General features: G+C 42.9%; 22 protein-coding genes. 5 read left to right on the forward strand and 17 right to left on the reverse strand.

Features of this window, described 5'->3' with window-relative positions:
* Positions 1–110: 110 nt before the first annotated feature.
* The 4 genes from ACIGBN_RS09425 to ACIGBN_RS09440 all read right to left on the reverse strand — a co-directional run bounded on the left by ACIGBN_RS09425 (position 111) and on the right by ACIGBN_RS09440 (position 3,154).
* Positions 111–1,082, reverse strand: a complete 972-nt coding sequence (locus ACIGBN_RS09425; protein ID WP_396665045.1) for a transposase — start codon at positions 1,080–1,082, stop codon at positions 111–113.
* A 123-nt stretch (positions 1,083–1,205) separates the two neighbouring features.
* Positions 1,206–1,652, reverse strand: coding sequence for a thioredoxin TrxC (gene trxC, locus ACIGBN_RS09430; RefSeq protein ID WP_396665047.1), 447 nt, complete (start codon positions 1,650–1,652; stop codon positions 1,206–1,208).
* A 125-nt stretch (positions 1,653–1,777) separates the two neighbouring features.
* Entirely contained in the window at positions 1,778–2,620 is an 843-nt protein-coding gene (locus ACIGBN_RS09435; RefSeq protein WP_396665049.1) for an LEA type 2 family protein, read from the reverse strand.
* 237 nt (positions 2,621–2,857) lie between these two features.
* Positions 2,858–3,154: a DUF6172 family protein gene (locus ACIGBN_RS09440; protein WP_133001447.1), complete on the reverse strand. Its 297-nt coding sequence runs from the start codon at positions 3,152–3,154 to the stop codon at positions 2,858–2,860.
* 950 nt (positions 3,155–4,104) lie between these two features.
* On the opposite strand from ACIGBN_RS09440, the gene ACIGBN_RS09445 reads away from it, so the two are divergent.
* A complete protein-coding gene (locus tag ACIGBN_RS09445) occupies positions 4,105–5,058 on the forward strand; it encodes a TAXI family TRAP transporter solute-binding subunit (RefSeq protein ID WP_133002084.1) in 954 nt (317 codons plus the stop codon).
* A 165-nt stretch (positions 5,059–5,223) separates the two neighbouring features.
* A complete protein-coding gene (locus ACIGBN_RS09450) occupies positions 5,224–6,984 on the forward strand; it encodes a TRAP transporter permease (protein ID WP_396665050.1) in 1,761 nt (586 codons plus the stop codon).
* 567 nt (positions 6,985–7,551) lie between these two features.
* On the opposite strand, the gene ACIGBN_RS09455 is transcribed toward ACIGBN_RS09450, so the two are convergent.
* The 6 genes from ACIGBN_RS09455 to ACIGBN_RS09480 all read right to left on the reverse strand — a co-directional run bounded on the left by ACIGBN_RS09455 (position 7,552) and on the right by ACIGBN_RS09480 (position 14,721).
* A complete protein-coding gene (locus tag ACIGBN_RS09455) occupies positions 7,552–9,216 on the reverse strand; it encodes an amino acid ABC transporter ATP-binding/permease protein (RefSeq protein WP_396665052.1) in 1,665 nt (554 codons plus the stop codon).
* Positions 9,188–10,951 carry a thiol reductant ABC exporter subunit CydD gene (gene cydD, locus ACIGBN_RS09460; protein ID WP_396665054.1) on the reverse strand — a complete coding sequence of 588 codons (1,764 nt, stop codon included), beginning with the start codon at positions 10,949–10,951 and terminating at the stop codon, positions 9,188–9,190. Before cydD ends, ACIGBN_RS09455 begins: the two co-directional genes overlap by 29 nt.
* A gap of 4 nt (positions 10,952–10,955) precedes the next feature.
* Complete coding sequence (cydX, locus tag ACIGBN_RS09465; protein WP_133001451.1) at positions 10,956–11,066, reverse strand: cytochrome bd-I oxidase subunit CydX; 111 nt, start codon at positions 11,064–11,066, stop codon at positions 10,956–10,958.
* Between the two features lie 59 nt (positions 11,067–11,125).
* On the reverse strand, positions 11,126–12,262 hold the full coding sequence (gene cydB / locus ACIGBN_RS09470; protein ID WP_133001452.1) for a cytochrome d ubiquinol oxidase subunit II: 1,137 nt from the start codon (positions 12,260–12,262) through the stop codon (positions 11,126–11,128).
* 1 nt (position 12,263) lies between these two features.
* Entirely contained in the window at positions 12,264–13,841 is a 1,578-nt protein-coding gene (locus ACIGBN_RS09475; protein WP_133002085.1) for a cytochrome ubiquinol oxidase subunit I, read from the reverse strand.
* 295 nt (positions 13,842–14,136) lie between these two features.
* A complete protein-coding gene (locus ACIGBN_RS09480) occupies positions 14,137–14,721 on the reverse strand; it encodes a TetR/AcrR family transcriptional regulator (protein ID WP_396665057.1) in 585 nt (194 codons plus the stop codon).
* A 144-nt stretch (positions 14,722–14,865) separates the two neighbouring features.
* Here ACIGBN_RS09480 and ACIGBN_RS09485 point away from each other — a divergent pair, with 144 nt between their 5' ends.
* Complete coding sequence (locus ACIGBN_RS09485; RefSeq protein WP_396665059.1) at positions 14,866–15,417, forward strand: carboxymuconolactone decarboxylase family protein; 552 nt, start codon at positions 14,866–14,868, stop codon at positions 15,415–15,417.
* 369 nt (positions 15,418–15,786) lie between these two features.
* Positions 15,787–16,383, forward strand: a complete 597-nt coding sequence (locus ACIGBN_RS09490; RefSeq protein WP_133001455.1) for a LuxR C-terminal-related transcriptional regulator — start codon at positions 15,787–15,789, stop codon at positions 16,381–16,383.
* Between the two features lie 102 nt (positions 16,384–16,485).
* Here the strand turns inward: ACIGBN_RS09490 and ACIGBN_RS09495 are convergent, their stop codons facing one another.
* From ACIGBN_RS09495 to ACIGBN_RS09520, 6 genes are read right to left on the reverse strand one after another with little or no spacing between them, the layout of a single operon-like run.
* Positions 16,486–17,337, reverse strand: a complete 852-nt coding sequence (locus tag ACIGBN_RS09495; protein ID WP_396665061.1) for a hypothetical protein — start codon at positions 17,335–17,337, stop codon at positions 16,486–16,488.
* Positions 17,327–19,720, reverse strand: coding sequence for a fimbria/pilus outer membrane usher protein (locus tag ACIGBN_RS09500; RefSeq protein ID WP_396665063.1), 2,394 nt, complete (start codon positions 19,718–19,720; stop codon positions 17,327–17,329). Before ACIGBN_RS09500 ends, ACIGBN_RS09495 begins: the two co-directional genes overlap by 11 nt.
* A gap of 16 nt (positions 19,721–19,736) precedes the next feature.
* The gene (locus ACIGBN_RS09505; protein WP_396665065.1) at positions 19,737–20,444 is read right to left on the reverse strand and encodes a hypothetical protein; all 708 of its coding nucleotides are present in this window, start codon (positions 20,442–20,444) and stop codon (positions 19,737–19,739) included.
* Positions 20,445–20,461: 17 nt separating this feature from the next.
* On the reverse strand, positions 20,462–21,160 hold the full coding sequence (locus ACIGBN_RS09510) for a fimbria/pilus periplasmic chaperone (RefSeq protein ID WP_396665067.1): 699 nt from the start codon (positions 21,158–21,160) through the stop codon (positions 20,462–20,464).
* Positions 21,161–21,215: 55 nt separating this feature from the next.
* Positions 21,216–21,695: a hypothetical protein gene (locus ACIGBN_RS09515; protein WP_396665069.1), complete on the reverse strand. Its 480-nt coding sequence runs from the start codon at positions 21,693–21,695 to the stop codon at positions 21,216–21,218.
* Between the two features lie 44 nt (positions 21,696–21,739).
* Positions 21,740–22,210 (reverse strand): hypothetical protein, encoded by a 471-nt coding sequence (locus tag ACIGBN_RS09520; protein WP_133001460.1) that lies wholly within the window; start codon positions 22,208–22,210, stop codon positions 21,740–21,742.
* 827 nt (positions 22,211–23,037) lie between these two features.
* Here ACIGBN_RS09520 and ACIGBN_RS09525 point away from each other — a divergent pair.
* On the forward strand, positions 23,038–23,769 hold the full coding sequence (locus ACIGBN_RS09525) for a sulfite exporter TauE/SafE family protein (RefSeq protein ID WP_396665071.1): 732 nt from the start codon (positions 23,038–23,040) through the stop codon (positions 23,767–23,769).
* 343 nt (positions 23,770–24,112) lie between these two features.
* On the opposite strand, the gene tauA is transcribed toward ACIGBN_RS09525, so the two are convergent.
* Positions 24,113–25,111, reverse strand: a complete 999-nt coding sequence (gene tauA / locus ACIGBN_RS09530; protein ID WP_133001462.1) for a taurine ABC transporter substrate-binding protein — start codon at positions 25,109–25,111, stop codon at positions 24,113–24,115.
* Between the last annotated feature and the right edge of the window lie 30 nt (positions 25,112–25,141).

A 25,141-nucleotide genomic window follows, 5' to 3' on the forward strand; every position in this document is an offset into this window, starting at 1 on the left:
AAGTGGGCTTAAAAAGGGGTTGAAAAGGGGTTGAAAGGAAGGATAGTAAATTTAAGGCAAGCTAAAGCAATCAGTTACACTTAACTGAGCTTTTCTTGCCATTAATGTTGTTATGCAAAAAGCAAAGCATTCTGCCGCTTAAGCTGCCTTTTCCTATTTTTTGATTCACAATAGCGAGCGACCGAATAAGCACGACCTACAACATTCTCTGTTTTCTTACCAAATTGCGTCGCAATGCAGAGCCAATTATCGGCTGAAATACCCAAGCGCTGTAAAATAGGTAGAAATGAAACGTCTATTAGCCCTCTTTTCTGACTGTTTATCACCCTACCCGTCATGTCGACCAATTCTAAATAGTCGTTTAGCTGAAAAGGCAGCCCATTGGGCATATCTTGTCTAGGGTTACCAACAAAGGGAGAGAGGAATTTCGGCTGACTATTTCTCTTCAAAAAACCGATACGATGTTTGATGCTGGTAAAATCTGACGTTTCCGGAGTATCACTCACGTTGGCTCGCACTGGGTTTAAATCCACATAGGCCATACAAGCAATTAAAGCCGCTTCATCTAACAATGCTTGAGACTTAAAACGCCCTTCCCAAAAGTGCCCCGTACACTTGTCTTCAGCATTCGCATGTCGAGCAATTGGCTCATTTAACTCTTTCATAAACCAACTGATATCGATCAACCGATGCCGAAATGACTCTACTGACGCCTCCACCAACTTCAATGCAAAAGGCGATAAGGCTTCTCCTTTAACATATTGTTGTGTATAGGGCGTTCCTTTATGCAGCCGATGCCATTTTTCGAGAACATCTCGTGCGGACCAGTTTTGCGCTTTCTCAGGATCAACGTGCAACACCACATGAAGGTGATTACTCATAATTGCATAGGCACAAATATCAATGCTAAACACGCTGGCTAAAAACAATAAACGTTTCTCGATCCAGCCACGCCGATGTTCATAACTGCTTCCTGTGACGGGGTCTTCACCACATAAAAAAGCACGGCGTACACAACGGGAAATACAATGATAATAAGGCGTACTTTCTAAACTGACTTGCTGACTTCTTGGTATAGGCATAGATCACGCTCTTGACTAAGAATTATACTGTAATTATATACAGTATAATTAATTTCGCCAATTAAACGCTCAAACCTCAGTATGACTGGCTTTTAATGGTGCCTGTCCTGCTAATATTTGCGGTTAAACAGAAGGCAAGTTTTGCATTATCCATTGTTTGCATTGCGCCTTAGGTAAAGCTCCAGACATGCGCGTAATTTCTTTGCCATGATGAAATATCATCAGAGTAGGAATCGAACGAATATGATAGCCACCAGCGATACCTTGGTTGTTTTCAGTATCTAGTTTTATAAAACAGACCTGATTAGACATTTCCCCTGCCAATTCTTCAAAAATAGGAGCAAATTGCTTACACGGCCCACACCAGGATGCCCAAAAATCCACAATTACAGGCAAATCATTGTAGGTAACAAAGCGACTGAAGTTATCACTGTTTCCCACAATAGGACTTGTTGCAAGAACTGGTTTTCTACACTTTCCACAAATAGGCTTATCTTTAAGTTTCGAGTGTGGCAGGCGGTTTTTTGTATTACAACTTGGACAAATTAATTGGATGGGTGACTCAGTCATCTTAAATCTCACAAAGAATGTTTTGAAATTCGTCTTATCATTAAAAGAATAATATCGAATGTCTAAGCGTTAACAAAGACATTCAACATCATGTTTTAAAAAGAGTCATAATGGAAACAAGATGGCTATCGGGTCAGTACTTGCTGGCTTTCAAACGTCATAGGACTAGACTTCCAACCAGGAATATCCGTCTCTACATTGGCACCAACACTCATGTCGACACTAACAGGGTCCGAGCTGGTCAGCATACGATAGGAACTCATTCCCATCTCACTAAAACCGAGTGTTAACGGAATGGTAAGACGCTGAGTTTTGCCTTTTCCTAGTGCTATTTTTTTGATTTCGCCACCACCTAATGACGCACCTTTCGATGCCAGCTTATAATGAACATCACTTAAATTCACATCAAAGTCATTTGGGTTGGTTACCTCTAAATCAACATTAAATGTAGCACCACTCAGACCAACAGAGTCCATTTTAACGCCTTTAAACGCGACTTCTGGCTTTTGAGGAATCGGCAACTGTCCGGCGTAGGCTACAGGCATTTTCAAGTCACCCAACACAGGTAAATTAATAGCAACATCACCTTCTACGGCATAATCAAATTGCTTTTTATCCTTAAGGCTGCCAACACCTTTAATAAGCTGGTCAAATGTTAACGTCACGGGTAAACGAACGCTATTGCTTCCCTTCGCAGGCAGAGACAAACTCGAGTCTGGTTGATTCACTTTTGCAATATTATTGCCATTTACCAATAATCCCAGATCAAATCCCGCCGTTTTCAATGGAAATACGTTCGGGTTTTTCACCTCAACATCCAGCAATAACGTCACGGCATCTGTCGATAAGCTACCAATGGACACGTCAGCCACCGACGCTGTGGGCTTATTAACATCCATTGTTTCTTGTAGCGACGCACACCCGGATAACAACAACACTGTAAGTACACACATCCATCGAGAAAACATACCTTACCTCATATTTTGCACTTCTTATTTGATTACCTAAACATACTTCACTGAGTATAGCCACTACTCAGAGACACGCTAACAAACCACTCTTATGGCTCATCTTTAGAGCGACAGACGTTTCTAACTATGCCTGTCCTGGTAAAAATATTCAGACGGAAAACCATAAAAAAACGCGACCTAAGTCGCGCTTTTTACCGTTACCCACCTCAGGTAAGCAGAACAAAAAATAAGGTTTTACTCAGCATCATCTCGCTTAGTTCGCGTCTTTGGAACCGCCACTACTTCAAGGTAAAAAGACTTCCAATGCTGACTTTGCGCAGCACTAATATTGGTATTAATATCGCCTTCATGAACAGTTCTTGCTTTATCTGCTGTTTGACCAAATTTGCAATTGAATCCCCAGAAATCAGCCCCTTCAGGCAATGCTTTAGCGCGCTCTTGCTTGATGTATTTTTTAACATCGTGTTTTGCCATCTCAATTAAGCGCTGGTAGGAAATTTTAGGGTGGGATAACGCAAACGTCTTTTTCATTAGAATCCTAGAAAGTTAGCTAAGGCGGCATAACAACCACCCTATTATAGCCGCACATAATAACGGGTTAGCCCGAATGCAGCAACGTCCCACAAATATCTAAAACCAACTTCCTATATGCATGCCTGTCCTAGTAAGCCTTGAAATTCATACCGAGATAAATCTCTGAGAATTGGTCTAAAACCCAGAAACCATGGGCTTTTTAACATGCCTGTCTTGGTAAATCCTTTTTAGATTCATCTATTCATGAATTACTGGCCTGAAGGCCAGCCCACAGATTAAAAAAGTCATCGAACCCAGAAACCATGGGCTTTTTAATGTGCCTGTCCTAGTAAATCTGCGGGTTCCGGATATCAGAAGAGCGAGACACATGTGATTAAAGTGATCTTATTGCAGCGGAGCGTCACTGATGCCCTCGACTCTGACCTCTGGTTAGATTCATCTATTCATGAATTACTGGCCTGAAGGCCAGCCCACAAATTAAAAAAGTCATCGAACCCAGAAACCATGGGCTTTTTAACGTGCCTGTCCTAGTAAACCCCTGATAAATCCTATGCTGCTAAAGCCTGCGATAAGACATAAGAAACATATTGTTACACTTTGATATTTGCGTGAACGAAAAAGCGGGTCTAAATTTGAATCTAGACAGAGAGCAAGGGATTTGCTTCAGCCTCCAGGACGGAGGCTCTGTCTATCTTTCATGACGAACCCAGCGCTGCAAGGACGCAGCTAAAATACTTTTCCATCCGCATAATACCCTTTTATTTTTCATTCCTTTCTCTACTCTAATGCCATGACACCTTTTTCATTCGAGGTTATATGTGCTTCCCTTGATTTAATCTTATGGCTTTTTAATCGGCTATCTTAGGTAGTGGCTTCTTAATATCAATTTCATTGGTTATAATTTGGCGATAAATTTAAAACAAATAATCACATAGAGAATCATTTTGATGAAATTTCACAAAGCCTTAGTCGCTACTGTCATCGGTTTGAGCGTGGCACAATTAAGTTTCGCGCAAACTCAAATCACTTTTAAGTCAGCCAAGACCAGCTCGTCTTATTATCAAATGGCTGTAGAAATCGCCCAAGCGGTTAAAAAAGACACGAATAGCGATGTGATTGTTACTGTTGAAGAAAGCCAAGGCTCTGTTCAAAACGTGATGGAGTCGGCTTTTAGGGGAGCTAATTACGTATTCACAACGCCTCCTGCGCTGGTAAGCCTGGCACAGAACGGCAAGGCCATGTTTAAAAATAGGAACAATCCTAAGTTTAATGACATAAGAGCACTTTTCCCAATTCCCTCTTTAGCCATGCATTTTGTTGTCTCAGAGAAGAGCAACATTCACAATTTTTCTGAGATGGAAGGCAAGAAAATATTACTGGGCAAAGGAACATTTGGCGCTAACGAAGGCGCTAAATACATCAAACTGTTTGGCTTAGAAGGTAAAATAGACTTTGCTCAAGTTGAACTTTCCAATGCTGTACCAGCCTTGAAAAATGGTCAAATCGATGGTTTTGTTACCTCAGGCTCTTTCCCCGCTCCGAACGTCATTGAAGCGTCTGCTGGCACAAAAATAAAAATCCTATCATTAACGGATGAGCAAATAGCGCAATCAAAACGCACCAAACTAACGATTCCAGCTGGCACTTATAGCGGACAAGAAACCGATATAACCACTACTTCGTTACCTGTTGTTGTTTATACCAGCACCGCTATGGACGAGGCTACCGCCTACACATTAACAAAAGCTTTTTGGGAACAAAAACAACGAATGGGAAATGACTCCCCTTGGTGGAAAGGTGTTTCAACAGACATGCTCAGCAACATTACTGGAAAGATTCACCCAGGTGCTGCTAAGTACTACCGTGAAATGGGCGTCCGTTTAAATGCCAATCAACTATAAGCTATGATGTTTAATCACGGTTGCCCTGCGGTATAAAAGCGCACATCTCCCTTTTATACCGCTTCCCTTAAGCAGAACTTATTATAATATTCTAGGTTCTGCTTAAAATACCTAATACACTCACTCACTTTCTTATCTTCCATTTACTTAAACAGATTACGCTTTATGCCTAGCAAATATTTTTGGGCCGGTTTTGGCTTCGTTAGTATCATTTTCCATTTAACACTTATTTTTTCTGGTTTAGTGCCTAATCTAGTTAGTCGCCCACTTCATATGGCACTCGCCCTACCATGGGCTTTTATCTTTATGAGTAGCACACCCTTCCAACGCTATACTGGCTACTTATTTACCATATTAGGCTTAATCGCAACCATGTGGGTGGCCTACAATGCCGACTCTTTAGGCGACCAATACGGTTATATCAGTGAAAACTACCAGCTATGGATTGCCGCTGTTTTGTTGATGAGTGTTTTAGAAATGGCAAGACGCAGTATTGGCTGGCCATTGCCATTGGTAGCGGTTCTCGCACTGGCATATGGGATGTTCGGACAATATATTCCAGGTGAATTTGGTCACCCTGGCACCCCGATAGGCAGCTTTTTGGGTACATTAACCATAGCTGAAGGGGGAATCTGGGGGAAACTCACAGGGGTTTCTGTCAGTATCGTTGCTATCTTTGTTATTTTTGGCGCCGTGCTCAATGCTGGCGAAGCAGGACAAGGCTTCATGAATTTAGCACTTACCGCGGCTGGCAGACTACGAGGCGGAGCAGCAAAAGTGTCAGTTATTTCTTCAGCTCTATTTGGCTCTATCTCAGGCTCCGCTTCTGCTAATGTCGCATCAACTGGCGCAATCACATTACCCGCTATGACAAAGCTTGGTTACCCTAAATCATTAGCCGGAGCGACTGAGGCCGTTGCCTCTTCTGGAGGGCAAATCATGCCACCATTAATGGGCGCCGGCGCATTTGTGATGGTTGAGCTGACAGGAATTCCATATCAAAGCATCATGATGGCCGCCATTTTACCCGCTATCTTGTATTTTTGGGCAGTTTGGGTGGGGATCGATGCTTTTGCACTACGCTATGATTTAAAAGCCGTCAGTAAAGACCAGCAACCTAGCCATCGTCAGCTATTCATTACCTGTAGCTTCTTCATGATTCCATTTGGGATATTGCTTTGGGGAATGTTTGGCCCTGCTTATACACCACAATTTGCCGCCAGTATCGCTATTTTTGGTGCGGCTATTTTACTTTTCTTCAATTCCAAAGGCGTATCGAATAAAAAACAACTGCTTGAACGATTAGAAGATGTCGGCATTAATGCAGGCAAACAAATCGCTATGATAGCCGCCATCATATTGTGTGCTTCTATCGTGGTTGGTGTACTGGCAATTACAGGGTTGGGCGTAAAAATAACGTCTCTCATTATTTCAGGCTCTGCGGGAATGCTTTGGCCTGCCATTTTCTTAACTGCCATTGCCTGCTTAATCCTTGGCATGGAAGTACCCACTACCGCAGCGTATGTCATCTGTATTTCGGTAGCGGGTCCTGCGTTGGCGCAATTGGGCTTATCTGCACTTCAAGCCCATTTATTTGTCTTCTGGTTTGCCTTGCTGTCAACGATCACGCCCCCTGTGTGTGGCAGTGTTTTCATCGCTGCAGGGATGGTCAAAGAAAACTGGCTCAAAGTCGCAGGCATTGCCATGATGTTGGGAGTAGGTTTGTATTTAATCCCGTTGGCGATGATCGCTAACCCTTCGCTTATTTTATTAGGCAGCAGCCCATTGTTAGCCATCGCAAGCGCCTTAAAAATCGCCCTCGCACTCTATTTTATATCCATGGCACTCATTGCCCCTTTTAAATACATCAAACGAGCTGTGTATTTATGCGGCGGACTCACTTTGATTTTTGCCCTGCCAATTTAAATTTATGACTCACTCCTAGGCCTGCATGGACGCAGGCACAATGGGAATCTGGCGATAAAAATGGAGTTTTCATCATTTAGCCCACATCACATTTTCGTATCAAACATCTATCAAGCCCAGCAACCACGGGCTTTTTAACATGCCTGTCCTGGTTAATTCTCGACTCTGACCTCTGGTTAAATTCATCGATTCATGAGTTACTGGCCTGAAGGCCAGCCCACAAATTAAAAAGTCACCTAACCCAGCAACCACGGGCTTTTTAACGTGCCTGTCCTGGTTAATTAGTCCTGGTTAATTACTGGTTAAACTCATCGATTCATGAGTCACTGGCCTGAAGGCCAGCCCACAAATTAAAAAGTCACCGAACCCAGCAACCACGGGCTTTTTAACGTGCCTGTCCTGGTTAATTTTCACGAACCCAGCAACCACGGGGGTTTTAATGTGCCTGTCCTAGTTAATTTTCATGTTCTGGTTAATTTTCACCGTGCCGGGAGATGTGTGAACGCAGGGTTCTCACTCGTGCCTCGTTTCATCCGGCCTACGACTGCCCTAGATAAAAGGCATTGTTTATAGTTGGATGACTCTGGCGTTGTCGCTGAGGGGGCTGGGGATGTGGCTGATGAGTAGGAGTATGTCTGGTTTGTATTCGTTTTGCAGTGAATGACAAATTTGTTTGATACTTTCGCTGTCTAGTCCGTCGAAGGGTTCGTCGAGTAGCAGTACGCTGGTGTTTCTTAATAGTAGTCGCGCTAGTACGAGGCGTTTTCGTTGGCCGCCGGAGAGGTCTCGTCCTTGTGCTCCGATTAAGGTATTTAGCCCTTTAGGTAGGCTACGAGCCCAGTCGCCTAATGCAACGGCGTCCAGTACTTCCCAGAGTGCTTCTTCACTGGCGTGTTCTGCGCCAAGGCGTAGGTTGGCTAGCAGTGATTGTTGAAAGACATAAGGGTTTTGAGGCAAATAGCTGAGTTTGGATTGATAATGTTCGTTGCCGTATAGATCGCTTGGCGCGCCGTTTATCAAGGCTTGGCCTTCACTCAAGCAGTCTCCTGCTAGCGAGGCTAATAATGTCGATTTACCACAACCGCTTTCTCCGCGTAGCCAGACACAGTCGTTACTTTCTACTGTCATGTTAATCGGTGCATTTCCGAGCCCTGAGGCGCTATGGTAACCACGATATTGGATTAATTCTATACGCTGGATAGTCGCTAACGAGGTTGCCTCTGACTTTTCTGAGGTCTGTTTTTCTGAGCGCAATTGGTTTAATCGACGAATCCCCACTTGGGATTGCCCTTGAGCGACAAAAGACTGGGCTAAAGGCAAAACCAGTTCGTTGACCGCTAGTATACAAAGCACTAATGCAACGACCCAGGTGCCCTGCACTCCTTGCTCTAAGGTAAGCGCACCACTCTGACTTTGATTATCCATTAACAAGATGAAGAAGCTCGCGAGCAATCCAATCGTTATCGCATAAGAGGCTAAACGACCTAGGCTGATGGCTTGTTGAATGCGAATTTCGGTGTTTTTCTGACGTTCGTCCAATTGTTCTAAACGCGCTGAGTATGCTTGCCAATGGCCACGAATGGTTAAGGTGATTAGGGCTGAAAACACGCTAACAAAGCGGCTTCGACGGTGCGTGCCTAAGATCTGCCCAACATGAACACTATGACTGGCATAACGCCCACATAGAAGTGGTACAAGGATTAAGTGCAACACGGCGGCGACCAGCAATGGCGGCAATAATGTGGGTGATATAAGGTACGCCACCACACTCACGCCAGCGTACGCTAATAAAGCGTAAATCCACGGTAACATCACGACCAATGGCCAACGAATAATTTGGTCTAGATCGCTCACCAACCGTTGCAATAAGTCGCCTCGGCTTTGCTGATGTAGGTTCGCTGGGTCTTTTTCAACTCGTTGATCCCAAACCCATAAGCGTAAGGTTTTAAGCAAACTTAGAAGATGATCATGAGCGGTTACCTGCTCACCGTAACGGCCTGCAGTTCGCAAAATAGCCATTAAACGCACCAAAGCGCCTGGAGTAAAATAGTTAAAACCTTGTGCTAATCCCAGTACGCCAGCAAGCCCTGCCGCCGACAAGAACCAACCAGAGATGCCAAGTAATGCCACGCCAGCCACACTGGCCATGACACCCAAAAATAGTGGTATTGCAAAGCCCCATGGGTTCGCCAATAACAGGCGCTTAAGCGATAGCTTGGATACTTTGCTCATGCAAACCTCCGTGGGTTAAATTCCAATGTCTGTCAGCCCAAGAAATCGGGTGTGTATCGTGGCTGACCACTAGCAAGGTTTTGCCTTTTGAAACGCTATTTAGTGTCTCAAGTACGGCGTTAGCCGTGTCTTCGTCAAGCCCAGAACACGGTTCGTCTAGCAACCAAACATCGGCATTGGAGAGCAGCGCCCGAGCAATGGAAAGTCGCTGCATTTGCCCTCCTGATAAGCCGGTTCCTAATTCGGTAAGCTTGGTCTCCAGCCCAGCCGGTAAGGCCTTAATGAAATCCGCACACTGGCTTTTCTCTAAAGCGGTTTGTATTTCTTGTTCACTTGGAGGCTGTATGCCCAACAATAGATTTTGACGAATGCTGCCATTTACCCATTCTGGTGTTTGTGGCAACCAGGCCAATCGGCCTCGCCACTGCGCAATATCCAGCGTCGAAAATGGCTCGTGGTAAACAAAACATTCGCCTTGATAACCCTTTTCAAACCCCAATAGCAAATGCAGCAAACTGGACTTTCCGACACCAGATTCGCCACTAAGCCAGATACGCTCACCTTCACGAATATGATTACTGATCGGCGCTAAACGAGTCCGGCCAGCTTGCTGCCAGCTCAATGCTTGAAAGGTCAACAAGGAGGTAGATTGTGTTTTGACGATCGATAAATGCGATTGAATGGCGTCGTCTTTGCTCGCGGTCTGCGCGTCTTGTGTCGGAGTATTGAATATTTCCAATAACGCGGTCGCTGCGGCTTCGGCTTTTTGTTTGGCGTGATAATCGTTGCCTAATTGGCGCAACGGTAAATAAAACTCTGGCGCGAGTAACAAGAGAAAAAAGGCTTGAGTTAACGTGACCGGTGCCTGTCCTTTGTCCCAAGGCAATTGCTCTAACAAGCCCAACCCCAGATACAAGGCGATCATCGCGATGGACAAGGAGGCGAATAACTCCAACGTTGCGGTTGATAAGAATGCCAAACGCAACACGCCCATGGTCGTTCTTTGATACGCACTGGCGCTGTCCGACAAACGCTGTTTGGCTTGTCCGGTACGACCGAGGCGTTTTAGTTCTGCCAGCCCTTGGCTTAAATCCATAAACTGGTTTGATAACATGGCCAACACTCGAAACTGTCGACGGTTCGCTTGCGCGGCTTTATGGCCCACAAAGATCATAAAAATAATCACCAATGGCGCCGTCATCATAAACACCCCAAAGGCAATATAAGAGACAGGCAACACCGCAAGCAAAATAACACAGGGAATCAAGGACACCATAAACAACTGAGGTTTATAGCGACTGAAATAATCATCGAGGGCGTCGACTTGTTCATAGACTCGTGTCGACAAGGCCGCATCTTCGTCAATTTTTAAGCGTGAAGGCCCAAGATGAGTCAAATGTGAGAGTAATTTTTTGCGCAGTGTATAGCGAATACTGCGACTGGCTGCGGCACTTAATCGCTCGCGACCAAAGCTGGCCAACGCGCGAATAAGCAATGCAGAAAATGCGATTAACAACAATGAAACAGAAAAAGCGCCGTCAATGACCAAGTCAGAAAAGACATTAGCCAAAGACCAAGCTTGGGCAACCAAACCGACGGTAAAAAGAATACCCAGCAGCTGAACAAGACGATAACGTTTCGTTTGTCGTTTTGCCCATTCATTAAGAAACTGCAATTCTGGCGTAGTTAGCCGTGCCTTTCGTGGCGACTTGTGCGCTTTCTCTTGTTTAGACATGCGCTTACTTTTGCTCCTCTTCGCCTTCGTAACCGCTAAAATCTAGCCAAATCGCGTTTACAATACCGAATGCGCAAGCCAGTAAAACCCCTAGACTCCAAGCAAAATACCACATAATACTGTCTCCTTTGTGGGGCGCTACAGGTGGAGCGCCCCCCTTCTTAATGAATGTGCTTAATAAAGAGAATGTGCGTTTTTCTCGATATGCTCTTTGCTGATACGACCAAACATCACAATGTAAGACCAAATGGTGTAACACAAGATAATCGGCACAAAAATACACGCGGCGATAAACATGATTTGCAAGGTGTGTTGACTAGAAGTCGCATCCCACATAGTCAAACTCATGCTAGGAAAAGTAGACGATGGCATTAGGAATGGGAACATAGACCCACCCGCAGTGACAATAATACCCACGATACCCAAAGAGGAACTTAAGAAAGCCAAGGCGCCTTTGTTCACACGACTCGCAAACGCAGCAACCAACAAACCTAATACACCCAATACAGGAGCCAGCATTAATAAAGGCACCTTATCGTAGTTCGCCAACCAAGCGCCTGGCTCAATAGACACTTCTTTCATCAATGGAGTAAGGACTTGACCACCATCGATGGCACTCGTAATGACGTACCCTTGGATACCATACGCTAACCACACACCCGCTAAGATGAACAACACAGCGCCAAGTAATGAGGTCACTATGGTGGCTTTGCGAACGCGTTTCAGCAAGTCCCCTTCTGTTTTCATCTGCAACCAAGCACCACCTTGGGTAATGATCATCATCAGACTCACCAAGCCACACAAAATAGCGAAGGGATTCAATAGCCCAAAGAAAGAACCGGTGTAATCTACACGCAAGAACTCGTCAAATTGGAATGGCACACCTTGTAGTAGGTTACCAAAGGCCACACCAAAGATAATAGGTGGCACGATAGAACCAAAACCTATGCATAAATCCCAGTTTCTTTTCCAACGAGGCGAGTCAATTTTCGAGCGGTAATCAAAGCCAATTGGGCGAAACCACATCGCGGCTAAGGTCAAGATCATCGCCATATAAAACCCTGAGAACGAAGCCGCATACACCACAGGCCAAGCCGCAAATAACGCCCCGCCCGCCGTAATAAACCATACTTGGTTACCGTCCCAGTGAGGGGCCATGGAGTTAATCATCACGCGGCGTTCGCTGTCATCACGAGTGATAATATTGACCAAGCTACCCACGCCCATATCAAAACCGTCGGTGATGGCAAAGCCAATCAATAGCACTCCGACCAATACCCACCAGATTAATTTTAAGACATCATAATCCATGTTAAATCTCCTGCGATTTTATCTGAGCCGTTTCGTTTTCAAGTGCATAACGACCGGTGTGCAAGCTAGAAGGACCCTGTTTAGAGAAACGAATCATGAGATACATTTCTGCGATCAAGAAGGCGGTATAAAGTAACGTAATGCCGATAATAGTGGTCCAAAGCTCGCCTTCTGTTAAACCAGAAGCGGCTAAGTTCACAGGCAATATTTCACCAATCGCCCATGGCTGACGACCATATTCAGCAACCAACCAACCTGCTTCACATGCAATCCAAGGAACCGGCAAACTAAATAGAATCACTTTCAAGAACCAACGGTTCTGACCAATTCGACGGCGTGCGTTTTGGTAGAAAGCGGCGGCAAAAATCAGCAACATAAAGAAGCCAAGACCGACCATGATTCGGAAAGAGAAGAAGATAGGCGCCACATGCGGAATGCTGTATTCCACGGTTTGATCTATTTGAGCCGCCGTGACGTTGTTCATGTCGTCGGCAAAGGTTTTTACCAACAAGCCATAACCTAGGTCCCCTTTCACTTTTTCGAAATCGGCTTTCACTTGAGGATCTGTTGATCCATCACGCAATTTCTGAAGCAGCTGGTTCGCATAGATGCCGTTGATAATACGCTGACGGTTTTGCTCTTTAAGCTGATCAATACCAGTCACTTGTTTGTCCAGCGAGCGAGTGGCGATCAAGCCGAGGGCGCCGGGAATTTTAATCGCGTATTCGGTTTTTTCAATATCTTGATTCGGAAGACCGATCAAGGTGAAATCCGCAGGCGCTTGCTGTGTGTCCCATTCGGCTTCAATGGCGGCCATTTTCACTTTTTGAACATCGCCAATTTCATAACCAGACTCATCACCCAATAAGATTACACTTAATGTGGCGGCTAAACCGAAGGCTGAAGCAATAGCGAAAGAACGACGAGCAAAAGCCAGGTCACGACCTTTTAGCAAATAATAACTTGAGATCGCTAAGACAAACATCGCGCCAGTACAGTAACCCGCTGACACAGTGTGAACAAATTTCACCTGAGCCACTGGGTTAAATAACAAAGCACTAAAGTCGACCAATTCCATGCGCATGGTTTCATAATTGAATTCAGAGCCCACTGGGTTTTGCATCCAACCATTGGCAATCAAAATCCACAAGGCCGACATATTAGAGGCGAAAGCCACCAACCAAGTCACCGCCAAATGTTTGGCTTTACTCAAACGGTCCCAACCGAAAAAGAACAGCCCCACTAAAGTAGATTCTAGGAAGAAGGCCATTAACCCTTCTATCGCCAGCGGCGCACCAAAAATATCCCCGACATAATGGGAGAAATAAGACCAGTTGGTACCAAACTGGAACTCCATAGTAAGACCTGTCGACACGCCCAGGGCAAAGTTAATACCAAATAACTTACCCCAAAATTTCACCATGTCTTTATAAACTTGCTTGCCTGTGATGACGTAAACCGACTCCATAATGGCAAGAATAAAAGATAACCCGAGTGTTAAAGGAATAAACAAAAAGTGGTACAAAGCAGTTAGAGCAAACTGGAACCTCGATAAGTCCACTACCGTTTCATTGATCATAATGACTTCAACCCATTCACTTGATTGAGAAAAGACGTTCACAGGCACTTTTCTTTAAACTCAATGCTCTTGTTGTTTTACGTCCGCCGCCGCTCCAGCCATTGGAGCTAACTATAAGCGTGAATTATGAGTGAGCTTGTCTTTAGAAACATTGCGTTAGATCAAGAGAAAGACAGAGAAAACCATTCAATGGTGTTTGGACACTTTTTATAGACCTAGGTCAAATAACCGTAGGCCATGCGATAAGTTCGTGATTTGGTTGATTTTATAACAGCCTGTTGTGATGGTGGGTTCTTTAAAAAGGGTATTGAGTGAACATGTCCTCGATCATCTGATCAAGCGGCGCTTCTTGTCCGTAGGTTTTTGCGTATACTCGCAAACCAGAAATTTGGATTTGTATGTAACGGGCTAATTCTCTCGGTGTTTGGTTTTTTTTCACTTCACCTAATGCCTGAGCGTCTGCAATTAACAAAGCAAATTCTGTTTCTATTTGTTTGAGTGAATTTTTTGCTTCTTCTAATAACTCAGCATTGTCTTCGGTTAATTCAGCGACGGTTTTCGCCAACATACACATACCATTCGGCGCCTTGGTTTGTGAGTCAATCACCAGCATTTTGACAAAGCTTTGCAGCGCACTAATCGGCGATGAGGTTTCACGTCGGCAAGCATGTAAGGCCGCGATTCCCTGCTGCGTGTAACATTTCAACGCTTCTTTAAACAAGCCTTCTTTGCTACCAAAAGTCGCATAAATACTGCCTGGTCGCATATCAATTACATCCTGGAGGTTACGCATTGAGGTGGCATGAAACCCCTTTTCCCAATACAAATCAGTCGCTTTATTCACCACCTGATCGCGGTCAAACTTGGCATTTTTTCTCATTGTCACTCTTCTATAAAAAAACTTTTTGAACGATCGCTCAATTTTAACTTGAACGAACGTTCAAAACCACTTATTATTCGTTTTATTGAAAACAAGGCCGAACAATCAGCCACCAAAATCATCCATTGTTTAATAGGATATACCATGAGCGAATTTACCATCCATACTCTAGAAAGCGCACCAGAAGCGAGCAAAGAAGCCGTTGAGGCCTCTATAAAAGGCAATGGTTTTTTACCTGGTTTACACGGTGTAATGGCGGAAGCACCAGGGCTACTTGAAGGCTATCAGGTATTGCACAAATTGTTCACCGAGTCTTCTTTCAACGCAGAAGAACTGACCGTTGTTTGGCAAACCATTAACGTTGAACATGCTTGCCATTACTGTGTTCCTGCCCATACCGGCATTGCGCATATGATGAAGGTAGACCCAGCATTAACCGAAGCATTGCGTAATCAAGAAGCGATGCCGACAGAGAAATTACAAGTGCTGCATGAAACCACATTGGCGATGACTCGCAATCGTGGTTTTCTAACTCAAGAAGAAATAACACGCTTCTTTGAAGCGGGTTATGCTCAGCGTCAATTGCTGGAAATTGTTTTAGGTCTATCTCAAAAAGTAATGAGTAATTACACAAACCATCTAGCAGAAACGCCTGTTGATTCTGTCTTTGAACAGTTCGCTTGGCAGCCTAAATAAGCGACGTACTGCACGCCCAAAAAACGTGCTTTCTAGCGCAAAAACACAATGTACCTCCTAACCATTAGGGGGTATTTTTTTATCTTTTCTTTGTCATAAAAAAACCATTATTTAATTTGCTATTTTCGCTTTTCCTAACGCCATAAAATCACGATAAACACGACTTACCCCAGCACTGCCTTTTTAGGCCAATCACGGCATAAAGACTGCGCTTCAGCGCTATTTTACTGATTTGATTTTTCAATATAGAGTTGAAGAATTAATCGATTTTTTGGTACAAAAAACGGCGAGAAAAAGCGTAAATATGTGTCAAAGTGTGTGCAAAAAATGTACTATTATGTAAAGGTATTACATTGTAGGTAAAGTTCTATGAGCATTGAAGATTCAGCAAATAAGCACATCGAGTTTTTAAGCCAAAATAGCTACAGCCCACTACTGTATGTTGTGAATCACTATAATTTATTACTCATTAATTATAAGACGCTTAATGGCATAACAAATTACGAATTCATTAATCAGTTCATGCAAGAGCAAGATCACCAAGGACTCGTCATTTTTGATGTTCCTAAAGACGGTGATATCTTAGCGCTTAAAGAATGGCCTAATCTCAAAGGCATTTTTTATGACGATGCTGATGAAGCTTTGTTTCAAAAAGGTTTTGAAGCCATCAACAGTGGAGAGTTATGGTTTCCTAGAGCGGTAACGGATTGTTGGATGCGACAAATGCTTCACCATGAGCAACAAAGTATGTTGCGCTCTAATAACCTTACTCGTAAAGAAGTGAAAGTACTAAACCTGCTTTTCTCTGGTTTAGAATCCAGCGCTATTGCCGACAATCTTTTTATCAGTGAAGCGACCGTTCGGGTCCATCTGCACAAAATCTACCACAAAATTGAAGTGAAAAATAAACAACAAGCACGAGAATGGTGCAAACAAAATCTCAGTAAGTTTAACAACGAACCTTGATAAGGTTCCTGCCAATAACACAGAGTTCAACGGTTATTCCGCTATTTCCTCTGCTTTTCAGATCTCATTCCGTTGTCTATTTTAGAGTTCTATTTTATTTATCTAATAGTTAAGCGGTGTCACATGAAATCGAATCGTGTCACTGTATTCACCTGCCGCCTGCCTTTGAAATTCACCTAATTGCATGCCTAATCTCAATAAGAAAACCGTTTGTCCTTTATACGCAAAGGTTCTTTTTGATTCGCCTATTAAATTCACTCTGTCGCCGTCCAAGCTTAAAAAATAATCAATGGTGTATTTATTTTTATATAAGGAATGGATTAATCGGCCTCTATTTTCTGAGTTCACACTGAGTTGAACATCGGCGTTTGTGACCACTTTAAAGGTCGGCAACATATTGTACTCTTTGCCCGAAACGAGTTCGCCAAGGTTAATTACATTTGAGCTAGAGCTGTACCCAACGACAGACAAACTGGTTCTTGGTAGGATCGTTTCTTTAATTTCGAACTCTCGCTCATCCAATAAACTGTTATTTATGTCATAGAGTTTTAGCTCTAGTCGATCTGAATACTCTCCCGCTTTTACTGGCGTTCCGGCTCGAATCCGTAACTCAATGTCGGCAGAGGAGTCCACAAAATTCAAGCGGGTCACAGAGGAGCTAATCGTTTGCTGGATATCACTTTTAACATAATAAGGAATGGCCTGAAATTGGCCTTTCAGTTGGTTTTGATTGTTACTGGTGAGCACCATATACAATTGGCAGTCTTGTGTGTCACGAACACTAATATGCAAACGTTTTTTAGCATCATTGGGCTGCTGCGCATGATAATGTTCAAAATCATCGGACAAATGCTTAATAGTGCCAATTTTTGCGTTACAGTTTGCATAAGTCATTTGAGACAAACCTAAGAAAACAACACCCGCAATCCATAGAGATAGCTTTTTAGTGTACATAAATTTCTCCTTTCCTTTGCAGTTGCTCGCCTTTTTTCACATCAATTTTAAAGGAGGAGCTTTTAGCGTCTTTTAGGGTGACTTCGTAGAGGCAAGGCTTTAAACCTGTAATGGCAAATCGCCCAGACCTATTAGTAAAGAATGTGCTCTCTTTTTTATTGCTGTCCGTAGTACAAACCGCGGTACCTACTTGTAATGCCAATGGCTCTTTATTCTCATCTAATAAAGTGGCGATAACAGAGATATTGGCTTCAGTTCCCACCACAACCCCATAACCACTGCGGTAAGACGGATAGAAAGATAAGACACCTGAGCCAATGTCATAGCCTGGTGCTAAATCATTCACATCCACAGTAACGGATGAATAACTGTATGAGCTTAAGTCGTTGATTAAAATACTGTCAAAGTCCTTGTTACTCGCCCGATACTCATCGTCATAACTGCCTAATACGATGGTTTTATCCCCTAATGTTGGGTGCGCATCCACCACCGCAAAGCTGTCATCGATGGTTTTTCCGACCGCCCAATGGCCACCGGCAAATGCCACACTGGACGAAAGGCTTAAGCGGCTTTGATGCTGGGCGGATTGAGCATTAAGCTGGTCGTAATAACTGGCTTGGTCAAAGCTCGCGGTAAAACGGTTGCCGTTATACAGCGTCGTTAAGTCCAATGCGGCTTCGTTTTCATCGTTCTTTTCAATACCGGCTCGTACATTTAAAGCACCCACATACCTCTGGTCATTCTCTTGGCTAAATTCCAGACGCGTGCTATCTCGAGAAGACTGGTGGGATAATTTCACTTTTCTCTGACTCGACAGTTTATAACTCAAAGACAAGCTAACACTCCAATCATCTTCTCCTTGGTTTTCTTCCCATTGCCCCCCTACGCTGTAACGAAACTGCCCCTTTGCCAAGTCCTGAGAGAAGAGTACTGCAAACGATTTATTGAGCTCTTCTTGGTCATAATTTCTAGATAAGTTGGCGGATAAAGAGGTCTGGAAAGTGGGCGTAACAAAAAAACTGTAGTTGGCTAAAATCTGGTGTTCACTGTTCACAGTTGTATCATCTGTATCAGGTCGATAGCCTAACCGCCTAAAATATCGTGTGGCGTGCTCATAGCCCAAACTAAAGTCTTTGTGGGCTGGACTATTATCGGTAAAACTGCTGTATACCACTCGATAGGCTTGGCCATTTTCATCACTGCTACTAAAGGCATTTTCAAAGGCAATTTGCCCAATGGGCGAAGCGTAAATATTTTTAAGCCCCACCTGCTGCACAAATTCATCCGCTTGGGCATTGGCGCCTACCGTCCAATCCGTTGTCACACCATAGTCTAAATAACCACTGATAAAGGGTTCACTATATTGATACTCTAGCTGATCTTGCAGCTCGGCGGGCACGCCCACATGAAGCTCATATTCAAACTCCCCTTTCGCAAATAAATCCAACCCCGTTGTGACATCAAAATTCACATACGTCACCACACCCACATTGTCGGTAATGCGCAAAGTGATATCGTTACTGCCTTCATTAAGCGGGATATCATTTAAGGAATAAACGCCCGAAGCTAAATTCAATCGTCTGATAACTTGATCGTCTACCAGCACTTCAACTGACGATGGGCTGGTTAAGGTAAAACTTCTGGATGCACTGGGCTGAATAATACGATCTGATACCAATGAATAATCATGGGTAATCGACACCCCTAGCATGCGAGTTGAAGACTGAAAATAACTGCCAAAACTGTAATTATCACCAATCTCTATGCGGGCGCCATCTAGGGGTAAATCATGGACTAAGCGTGATCCAGTTCGCGTAATACTAGACTCACCAGCGGCACTGACTGAGCTGTATTCATTCTCGTTTTCTATTACCCAACCTTGCCAGTTCATCACCATTTCAGAGCGAATATCCAATTGTTCACTGATGGTTTCTTCCACCTCATCACGCTGGTACAAATAACTCGAATACAAGTTTAAATAACCACTGATGTCTGCAGGTTGATCACTTTTAGGTCTTGCGCTATCCGTTCTGACACTTAAGGTTTGAGGACGAATTAGCTCTAATGGTGCAGACATTTTTAAACTAAAGTCGCTTAAATCGAACGTGACGGAAAAACCTTGGGACTCCAATGATTGTTGCGAAATTAGTTCCCCATCTAACTCGCTTTTAAGCGAAGTTAATGCGCTTGGGTACAACATTTTCACAAGGCTGGGTTCTAACTCGCTCCATTTGAGCAATAACGCGTCTTCTGGTGTTACGCTTAATGTCAGCTGACCTATCGAGGTTTTATTCAACTCAGCCTCCACTCTCAAATCAATAGTTCGATTAGATGGGTTGATTTTCGCCATACTCAATGTCGAAAAAAAAACAATATTAGACATAAAAAAATTCGCATAACTATTCCATCAGCTCTAGTTTTACATTGTTTTTATTCTTTTTTATTAGATCTGACACAGGGATTTTTACGAACATAGCGCTCTTAGGCGGAAAAAAAACGTCGTAGCCCTGAGACTTTAATTCCTGTTTGGCAATGTGCTTTAACTCGACGCCATCTTCAACAATATCAATATCGTAATCACTTAATCGGCTCGCCCCAGCGCCTTTATTCATTACCTTAGCGATTAAGACGCCATTTTTTATATTAGATGGTCCTACGCTTATGTCTGGAGTAAGTACCGCTTGGTCAATATGAACAATCAAATTAACGTCCAATAGGATGGTTAACTTCGACTGTTTTTCTATCGGTAAATTCGCAATAGGCTGTTCAATCAAACTGACTTGATAAGTTTTATCGACAGAGGGGACATTCTTACCAACCCATCTAAATTGTATTCGTTGGCTTTTTCCTGCTTTTAAATACAAAGACGGCGGAAAAACCCATAACGGAGCATCATCCACAGGGATCAATTTAGGCTCGGTGGCACCAGTTGGATCAAAATCCACTTCATAAATTTGAATATCAAAAGCAATGTCTCTGGGTAGCTGGTTGTAAACCAAACTAAAGGGGGTTCTTACCGAATCATAAGGCGAAAAAGTAATGACCATGGGCGTTACTTCTACTGCATAAACTGGTGCTGTCACCAGGCTATACAGGAATAATGTCATTACAATTCGCCACAACATTATAAAGTCACTTCCAAATCACTATCAGAGGCATTAAATTGTGATGGCACTCTAACCAAAACGGTACTTTTTGAATTAGGGAGCATAATCTTCCCACTTAAAGACTGGCTAAGCTCCTTACCTTCTAAGACAAATTCTCCATCTTTATTATGTATCTTCCATTTCGATTGAGTCAGGCGAATAAATTTATTCCCTGTATTCTCTAAATCGACACTCCAAACCCCTTTAGAAACTTGCTTTTTCCCTTTAATAGAAACATTTGCCTCTGCATTGTCAGGAACCACATTTAATAGTGTATGAAAATTCATAGCCATAGTTACCCCAGAACTTGAAGAGGAATCTAACGACAAGGGTATTTGATTAATCGCAATTCGGTAAGCTTTAGAGGAGGACAATACAGGATCACCAATATAACGAACAATAATAGACTGACTCTTTCCAGGCTGAACAATACTGGTTATAGGGATAATTAAAAAATCTTCTCCATTTATTTTTAAGCTTTCTTTACCATTAGCATCTATCAACAAATCAAACGCTTCTATCTCAATAGTCAACGGATCTTTAGTACTATTATAAACCCGCATAGTTTGTTGAGATTGACTGCCAGATGGCTTTATTTCTGAGACCATCGGCCTAACTTCAAATGCAAATACTGAATAAGAAACAACGAACAAAAGAAAACTGATAATATATTTCATAATATTCTTCCTAATAAAAAAGGCAGTGATAGCACTGCCTTTTTTCATTTAAATATTAGTTAGCTGCAATTGTTAAGCTTAATTGATCAGTATAGAAACCTGAGAAAGTTGGATTACCTACAACAGTAAGTGTAACCGTTCCAGGAATGCCAGTAGCCAAGTCTGTAGAACCAGGCTCGCTTTGAGACATACTCAAATCATCAACACCAGTAGTTGCACTTAGGGTGAAGTTATATGGTAATGCAGTTAACGCCGCAGTATAGCCAACACCTGTTGCATCCAAGCCATCAACGGTTTGCATATGACCTTCTGAAGACGTTAATGTTACAGTCGCTCCATCATAATCATTACATTTGATTTTAAAGCCAAAAGTGCTTTGTTCACCGTCAATTAAGTCTGGGAAAGTAACAGAGGACTCGCTACCTGGCATGACTTTACAAACAGATGGTACATGACCACCCACTGCTACATCACTTGCGAATGCGACACCAGAAGTAAGGGCTGCGATTGCTGATAATACTATTAACTTTTTCATCTTGATATTCCTTATATAATATTTAATATCTAAAAATTAATGCTTTACCATACTCCACCGGATATTGCTGATGGGGTCATTTCTATGCGAATAACGTCCTGGTAATTCCCCGCATAAATCAAAGGGTCCACTAGTTTAAGCTGTAATGTCGCTATGCTTTTAAATAAAATCTCATTTACGTTAAACATCTTTGTGTTTTTTAGTTGATGCGCCAATACAGACGTACTGTAATTTGCATCCGCTATCGACAATGTCACGCTATAATCATTTATTTGAGTACCTTTCTGATGGCGCAAACCACCATTCTCAGATTGCATCGATACTCGCATGGGTGAATTACAATCAATCACCAGTTCTGTGCTAGCTAAACCATTATTAGAAAGAGACAAGTTATTGCTCTCTGCTGTAAAGCCACATTTTTCAGGAATATACCCAATTAATGTTAAACTTACGTCATCACTACTATAAGCATTGAAGGCGTAGGCAGATAATATAATTGCAATACTTTTTCTCATTTCCTTTACTTCCTTTTGCCAGCCTCGCTAACACCATTTGATCCTAGATAATAAAAATCTGTTTAGTACGTTTCTATTTGCTTACTTTCATATCGAATAAAGCCGTATCATTTAAATACACCAACATTTACAACTAAATATTTTCATAACTAAATAAATTAAGAGATAAACAAAAAATCAAGATTTCTGGCTTTTCTGATGCCATAACAAAGACTTACAAAAGGTCACAAAGAAGAACAAAATGTAAACATGAGGTAAACATAAAACCACATAGAGCAAGCACAACGTTTGAAAAAAAATTAAACAATCGGTTAATGTTTACAGATACCTTAATCACCTTATACACATCGTTACAGTTCCTTTACCATTAAAAACGCTTTTTTAGCCACTAAAAAACACGTGATTGCAAGACCAACATGCTACTTTCTTGCTATTTTTTTTCATTATTCCATGAAGGCTCTTTGGCTTTTTATTCGATGGCTTCCTTGCCACCCAGATAAAAACGCTTACTTAGAAGAAAAACACACAAATCGGACAACAAAAGAGAGGGAAAGAAGCGCAACAGAAGAAATTAAAATGAGGAATGAATGGGCGAGCGACACCGAATCATCAAACAACACCTTAGCAGGGAGCATAGAGCCTTATTAAGGCCTGAGTTTATGCCATTGACGACAGCCAAACGAAGATCCAGCAGCCACAAGGTAGCAATAGCCAATAATTTTACTCACTCGATACCTGGCGCTATGGGGAGTCTTAACTGGCTCTACTCAGAGTGCGCTCTAGGCAGCATACTTCTGCCCTATTTACTTTTTAGGAAGCTGTGCTCTATGGAAAATCTAGTCTATTTAGTTCCTATTGTTTTTTTTGCCGGTATTGTTCGCGGCTATGCTGGCTTTGGCTTTGCCGTGATTGCTGTTATTGGCTTAAACCTATTTCTAGACCCGATTAAAAGCGTGCCTATTGTGTTAGCACTGGATTTCATTTGCAGCATCAGCCTGATTAGAGAAGCGACTAAACACGCGGATAAAAAAACGTTTCGCATTTTGGCTAGTGGCTCAATATTAGGCATTCCAATTGGCCTCTTATTATTGTATTTACTGCCTGCTATCTGGTTGAAACTGGCGATCTGTTCCTTTGTCTTGATACTGGTGATGCTATTAATCAAAAAAGCCAAACCGTCTCAGAACGATTCATTCGGTAAAAAATTATTAACAGGAGTCGCTTCAGGCGTTGGCACTTCTAGTGCCTCTATTGGTGGCCCTATGATCCTTTATTACATTTTATCCAGCCCTCTGAATGTCAGAGCACAGCGGGCTACCATGATTTTATTTTTTATCGTCAGTGAATTGGTTGCGCTAATTGGCCTAGGGTTAAGCCAATCCTCCAGTAATGAGGTGTATCTTACTATCGCATGCTTGTTAGTGCCCACTATGATAGGCGTTAAAATTGGTCAATTCTTTTTTAACAAACGCCCTCCAACATCCTTTAAGTCCATCTCTCTACCGTTAATGGTCCTCGTTGCGGTCGTTGGGTTTAGCCAAGCCTTTCGTTCTATGTAAAAAAACAGCGCGGAGTAAGTAACCTCATTAAGTGAGGTACTATGCTGCGCTGACACGCCCCTTTCTACTGTCGCCCTTCACTCCTTTGTCCCACCCTTATGTCCGTATATGGTCAATCACGAAACCACGTATTCCCCTGTGTTACCGAGGCTTTAGCAGCGGCTGACATTCGGATTAAACGACACTAAAACACCTCGCTCTAATATTCCCAAAATAATATCACCTAGAAGCCCAGCGCTATTCTGAAGACCGTCTGGGCATAAAAAAGCCAACGCTTTAAGCATTGGCTTTGGTTGAGAAGAACGAGCGGTTTAAAAGATACGATTACGTAAATCGATAGCGCTTATTGCATCGCTGCTTTCACATACTCAGGGTTCACAAAGACAGAATAATCCTCTTTTAAACCACTGATTTTTTTCTGCTCCAATAAGAACTCAGACGTGGCTTTCAGAGCCGAAACAACGCCCCCTTTGTCACCACAGCCTAACCAAGCGCAAGACCCTTGCTCTTTAAGCGTTGGGTATTCGTATAGCGCCATCACACTTGGCACAGTATTGATATCACCACCAGTGATTTTACTGATGGATTTGGCCATCGGGTTGTCCGTTGTAAAGCTTGTTTTATGATCGTTGTATTCTTTGTCTACCGCGGCCACAATTTTGACAAAATCGACTAGAAATTGCTTATGGGTTTCCGAAAACTTCTTGTTTGCCACCAACCCATCAAACGTTGGTTTGCCCCAAGAGCTTAATGTTTTCGAGGTAATAAGCACATGTCCATTTTGCTTGATTTGGCCTAACACTGGATCCCAAATAAACGCGGCATCAATATCACCACGACGCCAAGCAGCAGCGATAGCGCTCGGCTGCATGTTCAACAGTTTCACTTCACTTGGCTTAATGCCAAATTGCTCTAAGGCAAACATCATATGAAAATGCGTTGTCGAGACAAACGGGACGGCAATGGTTTTACCTTTCAGATCAGAGGGTTTCATAATGTCGGAGCCATTACGAACCACCATAGCCTCGGCATCACCAATGTTTTCTAAAATCCAAAAGACCTCTGCTTTCACACCATTACTCACCGCCGCAGCAATAGGACTAGAGCCTGCAGTCGCAATGTCTACACTGCCTGATGCCAATGCGGTCATGGCTTTCGCACCGGAATCAAAACGCCGCCAATTGATGGTCACACCCAACTTTTTCTCTATGATTTTTTCATCAATTACCTTTTTATAAGGGTTAAAAATCCCTTGGTAACCTATGGTGATTTCTTCTGACATAGCGCTAAATGAAATCGCCATAGCGCCCGCGAACAAAGCTACTTTTTTCACAAATTTCATAGTTATTCCTTGCATGATAGTTTAATAGTT

The sequence above is a fragment of the Marinomonas sp. NPDC078689 genome (assembly GCF_044542435.1).
In the GTDB taxonomy this organism is placed as follows: Bacteria; Pseudomonadota; Gammaproteobacteria; order Pseudomonadales; family Marinomonadaceae; genus Marinomonas; species Marinomonas arenicola.